Here is a 3,768-nt window from a genome sequence, read left to right on the forward strand (position 1 = left end):
GGGATAACGCCGTAATTGAGAGTTTCTTCTCTCATTTAAAAACAGAGTTTCCGCATTTATTCCCAATCGATTCAGCTGGTCAGGTAATCGACGACCTGCCGAAATTCATTGCCTATTTTAATGGCGAACGCAGTCAAAAAAGACTGGATTATTTGACGCCGGCCGCTTATTTGAACGTGAAAAAATTAGCCAGCTGACACACAATTAGATGGTGTCTAAAAACGAGGGGCTTGACCAAAGGGAACATCTGGGATCTGCTGGAACTTACCATTGAAATACCGAAAAACTTAATTGAAAGAGATCATGTATAAAAAGAGAAAGTCCCAATAAAAGGGTTTTTACCATTTTCTGTCGAATATATTTCTTATAAAGCACCTAAAGCTATATCCGCTTGGAGGGGAGGCCTAATGCCATTCATGGACCTGTTGTTATTCTTTTTGATCGTAGTTGCAATAAATTCCGTTTTGAAGTTTACGCTTCGAAAATTGTTTAATATTGAACCGAGCAAGAGAGAGTTCTTTTCCTATAATCACATCAACGACCTGCACCGGAAGGTCGACTGGTTCGTGAGGATTGGCACGTTGATTGCGGGCCTGGTGCTCTTGTATTTTGTCGCTTTGGATGAGGATCCGCCGTCGTATTATTTGGTTGCGATTATTGCATTTATTGTGGTGGACCATTTGGTCAGGGCATTTTTCGAATGGCGAGCCTCTGAAAACCCAAAGCAGTCCATTCTCACTCTGACTCAGATGATGGTTTTTGTGGCAGCGACTGTGTTCGTCCTCCAATTCAACTTCTTCCTTTTCGGCGGATTTGAGGGAGTGGTGACCGAAAAGACGGATACGAGTTTCATGGTGGAAGTGACTTCGTTCAATTTAGAGATCGGACCGACCATCCATGAAGTCCATATGACGGATGATACGCTGTTTAAGGGGGAGGTACGTGGTTTTGATGAATTGGAGGAAGGCACTCTTGTCCGGGTGAGGCCTTTCGATTTGCCGTCAGATTTTCCTTATAAGCTTGCTTCGGAAGTGATTGTGGAGTGATCCCTTCTTAAGGGACGATTCTAAATGATTTTTTAGATTGCCATGTCCCATTTGAATCTGGGTATGGCTTTTTCATTTATTCAACCATATAAATTGTTTTGGAATTGTGTCGTTCCATGGGGAGTGATATTGAAATATGCTGAAGAAAAAGCTGAAGTATTAAACTATCTAACTGGAAATGCAGTTGACTTAGACGAAAAATTAAACAAAGATGAAACTGATAGTGAGTCAATTGAAATGATGTGGCACCCACCAGATGAAGAGGATTTATGGAATGACCCTAACTGTGAATGGGCAGCTGTCTTATATTGTGAATTCTAGGATTTCTAGTTACCCCTTGGGGAAATGTAGCTTGCGGAGCAAGCTGGGCAGCTCTTTGTCATTAATCGTTTGGGATGGAGGACCAATTATGTCATTAACAATTTGGAAATTTATTAGAGCTTTTGCTGTTGCTTTGCTTGCAGTAGGAGGCTTCTCTTTTATTTTCGATGGGGAATTACCATTTAGTGTTCCTATAATGCTAACTGGTTTAATTGCATTATTAATTTCCCAGTATATAATTTGGAATTCGGATAAAAGTAAATATAATAAAACTACGTAATATCCGATAATAAAGTTTTTTAAAATTGTCTCCCTGTTTCAAAGACGTTTCAGTCCATTCAATACAAATGCATAGGGAAATCGCGTACTTGGGAAGAAACAATTTTAAAAAATTTGACAATAAATTACAATTTATATTTTATACATAACCACACCTACTGCATCAATATTTCGGTTGTGGTTTTTTCTTTTATCCATTCGTATAAATAGACTGGGAATTGCTTGGCTCCCAAAGAAGAAGGGAAAATAAAAATTCTTACTTTTTATCCTTTTATTAGAAAATAAATAGTTACTTTTTTTGAATACCTGTTAAACTAAAATTCAATAAACTTAGTTTAATTAGGAGGAAAAATTGGTGGCTACAAACGAAGTTTCAATCGGGAAGGTACAACAAATGTTGGATTGGACATACGAAAAATCTTTAGATGGTATTCCTGGAATGGATTCAGCATATGAAATGGCAGAGGATTTTTTATCAAAACATGATACCACTGATCAAGCTATCGACAGCTTGATTCGTTGGCAAAATACCAAAGCCGCCACTAGTGGCTTTCTGACCGGATTGGGTGGAATAATTATAATGCCTGTTACTTTGCCCGCAAATATTGCTTCTGTTATGTATGTCCAAATTAGAATGATTGCAGCTATTGCACACATGAAAGGCTATGACTTAAAAGATGATCAAGTTAAAACGTTTGTGTTTGTTTGCCTGACAGGCAAATCAGCTTCGGATATTTTGAAAACAACTGGCATTAAATTGGGTAATGCCTTTGCAAAGCAAGGTGTTATAAAAATACCTGGTAAAGTGATTGTAGCTATAAATCAAAAAGTTGGTTTTAGACTGCTTACGAAATTTGGAGAAAAAGGTGTAATAAATATAGGTAAAGCCATACCGATAGCTGGCGGTGTAATTGGAGGAGCTGTCGATGGAATAGGTACTGGGATAATTGGGAAGACAGCGAAGAAGGTTTTTGTCTGAGTAGAGAGATTTATGAATCCTACTCTGGGAAAACACTTCTTTATCTTCAGGTATAAAAGTGTCACTTCCAAACCAAAGAAATTTTTACTAGTGTAAATTGTCAACTCAAGTCGAACGTGGCAAGAAATTCATGAATACCTCAAATGGCGTATTGTAATTCAGTACTTTCCGGGGGACCTGATTGAATACTAGGAGAAAGTCCATGATCTCCTTCTGGGTCATCCGGCTGAAGTCAGTTCCTTTTGGATAGGTGCGGCGAACACGGCCATTGCTGTTTTCGTTGGTGCCGCGTTGGCCCGGCACGCCAGGATTGGAAAAGTAAACGGGAATTTCCAGTGCCTTTTCCACCTCGACCCATCCGTGAAATTCCTTGCCCCGGTCGGCGGTGATGGATTTCACCACTTTCTTTGGCAGGTTTTTCAACACATGGATGATTGCCTGCGCTGTTTCACTTGCCGTCTTCGCAGCCAGCTTGTAGATAATCTCAAACCGGGTGGTGCGTTCAGTCAATGTGAGGATCTGGCTCTTGTGCGACTTGCCGATGACGGTATCGACTTCCCAATGTCCCACCTGGCTTCGTGGCGCCAGACGTGCATGAATCTTTTTCAGACGGGGCATCTTGCCTCGCGTCTCCACTTCATTGTTCTTTAACTTTCTCCCTTTGCGGATCAGAAGCTTTTGGGAAAGCTTGAACAGGCCGAGTGCAGCGTACCGGTAGATGCTCGAGACACTGATAGGAAAGGGTTTCTTATGCGTTTTCCAGTACCGTCCAACGATGCTTTCGGGCGACCAGCCCATCTTCAGTTTGGACAGGATATAATCGACGTCTTCTTGATTAACCGATCGTCTGGAGCCGCAGTTTTCACGTTTAGCCTCGTAATCAGCCTGTGCCAAAAGGGCGTTATACGGCTTACATCGTTTCAATTCATAGTTGATGGTGCTTTTACTTCGTTTCAACTGTTTCGCCATGTAGGACAGCGATTTCTCTTCCAGGCAATAACTCTCGATTAGCACACGTTCCCGTGATATAATTTGGGCATAGCTCATTTGGGGACACTCCTTAGTTGATTCGCGTTAACTACTGTGTACCCACTTGAGCTATTTTTATTTTTCTAACCGTTCGACTTAATATGATAATCTACA

At 40.8% G+C, this 3,768-nt stretch carries 6 protein-coding genes; 5 read left to right on the forward strand and 1 reads right to left on the reverse strand.

The genetic code is table 11. From position 1 onward, the window contains the following. From DIJ65_RS15985 to DIJ65_RS16005, 5 genes are all read left to right on the forward strand, one after another. On the forward strand, positions 1 to 197 hold a 197-nt coding region (locus DIJ65_RS15985; RefSeq protein ID WP_142836507.1), incomplete at its 5' end, for an IS3 family transposase. 210 nt (positions 198 to 407) lie between these two features. Next, a complete protein-coding gene (locus DIJ65_RS15990) occupies positions 408 to 1,046 on the forward strand; it encodes a DUF4181 domain-containing protein (protein ID WP_117303795.1) in 639 nt (212 codons plus the stop codon). Positions 1,047 to 1,175: 129 nt separating this feature from the next. Next, positions 1,176 to 1,367: a hypothetical protein gene (locus DIJ65_RS15995; protein ID WP_117303796.1), complete on the forward strand. Its 192-nt coding sequence runs from the start codon at positions 1,176 to 1,178 to the stop codon at positions 1,365 to 1,367. A gap of 88 nt (positions 1,368 to 1,455) precedes the next feature. After that, positions 1,456 to 1,647: a hypothetical protein gene (locus tag DIJ65_RS16000; protein WP_117303797.1), complete on the forward strand. Its 192-nt coding sequence runs from the start codon at positions 1,456 to 1,458 to the stop codon at positions 1,645 to 1,647. A gap of 354 nt (positions 1,648 to 2,001) precedes the next feature. Next, positions 2,002 to 2,625: an EcsC family protein gene (locus tag DIJ65_RS16005; RefSeq protein ID WP_230321477.1), complete on the forward strand. Its 624-nt coding sequence runs from the start codon at positions 2,002 to 2,004 to the stop codon at positions 2,623 to 2,625. Positions 2,626 to 2,730: 105 nt separating this feature from the next. Here the strand turns inward: DIJ65_RS16005 and DIJ65_RS16010 are convergent, their stop codons facing one another. Next, positions 2,731 to 3,672 carry an IS30 family transposase gene (locus tag DIJ65_RS16010; RefSeq protein WP_142836514.1) on the reverse strand — a complete coding sequence of 314 codons (942 nt, stop codon included), beginning with the start codon at positions 3,670 to 3,672 and terminating at the stop codon, positions 2,731 to 2,733. Positions 3,673 to 3,768: the final 96 nt, after the last annotated feature.

Source organism: Planococcus salinarum, from assembly GCF_007004625.1.
GTDB classification, from domain to species: Bacteria; Bacillota; Bacilli; order Bacillales_A; family Planococcaceae; genus Planococcus; species Planococcus salinarum.

Coding starts and splice junctions, on each gene's coding strand:
- DIJ65_RS15990 (WP_117303795.1), top strand. CDS start 408: ATGCCATTCATGGACCTGTTGTTATTCTTTTTGATCGTAGTTGCAATA.
- DIJ65_RS16000 (WP_117303797.1), top strand. CDS start 1,456: ATGTCATTAACAATTTGGAAATTTATTAGAGCTTTTGCTGTTGCTTTG.
- DIJ65_RS16010 (WP_142836514.1), bottom strand. CDS start 3,672: ATGAGCTATGCCCAAATTATATCACGGGAACGTGTGCTAATCGAGAGT.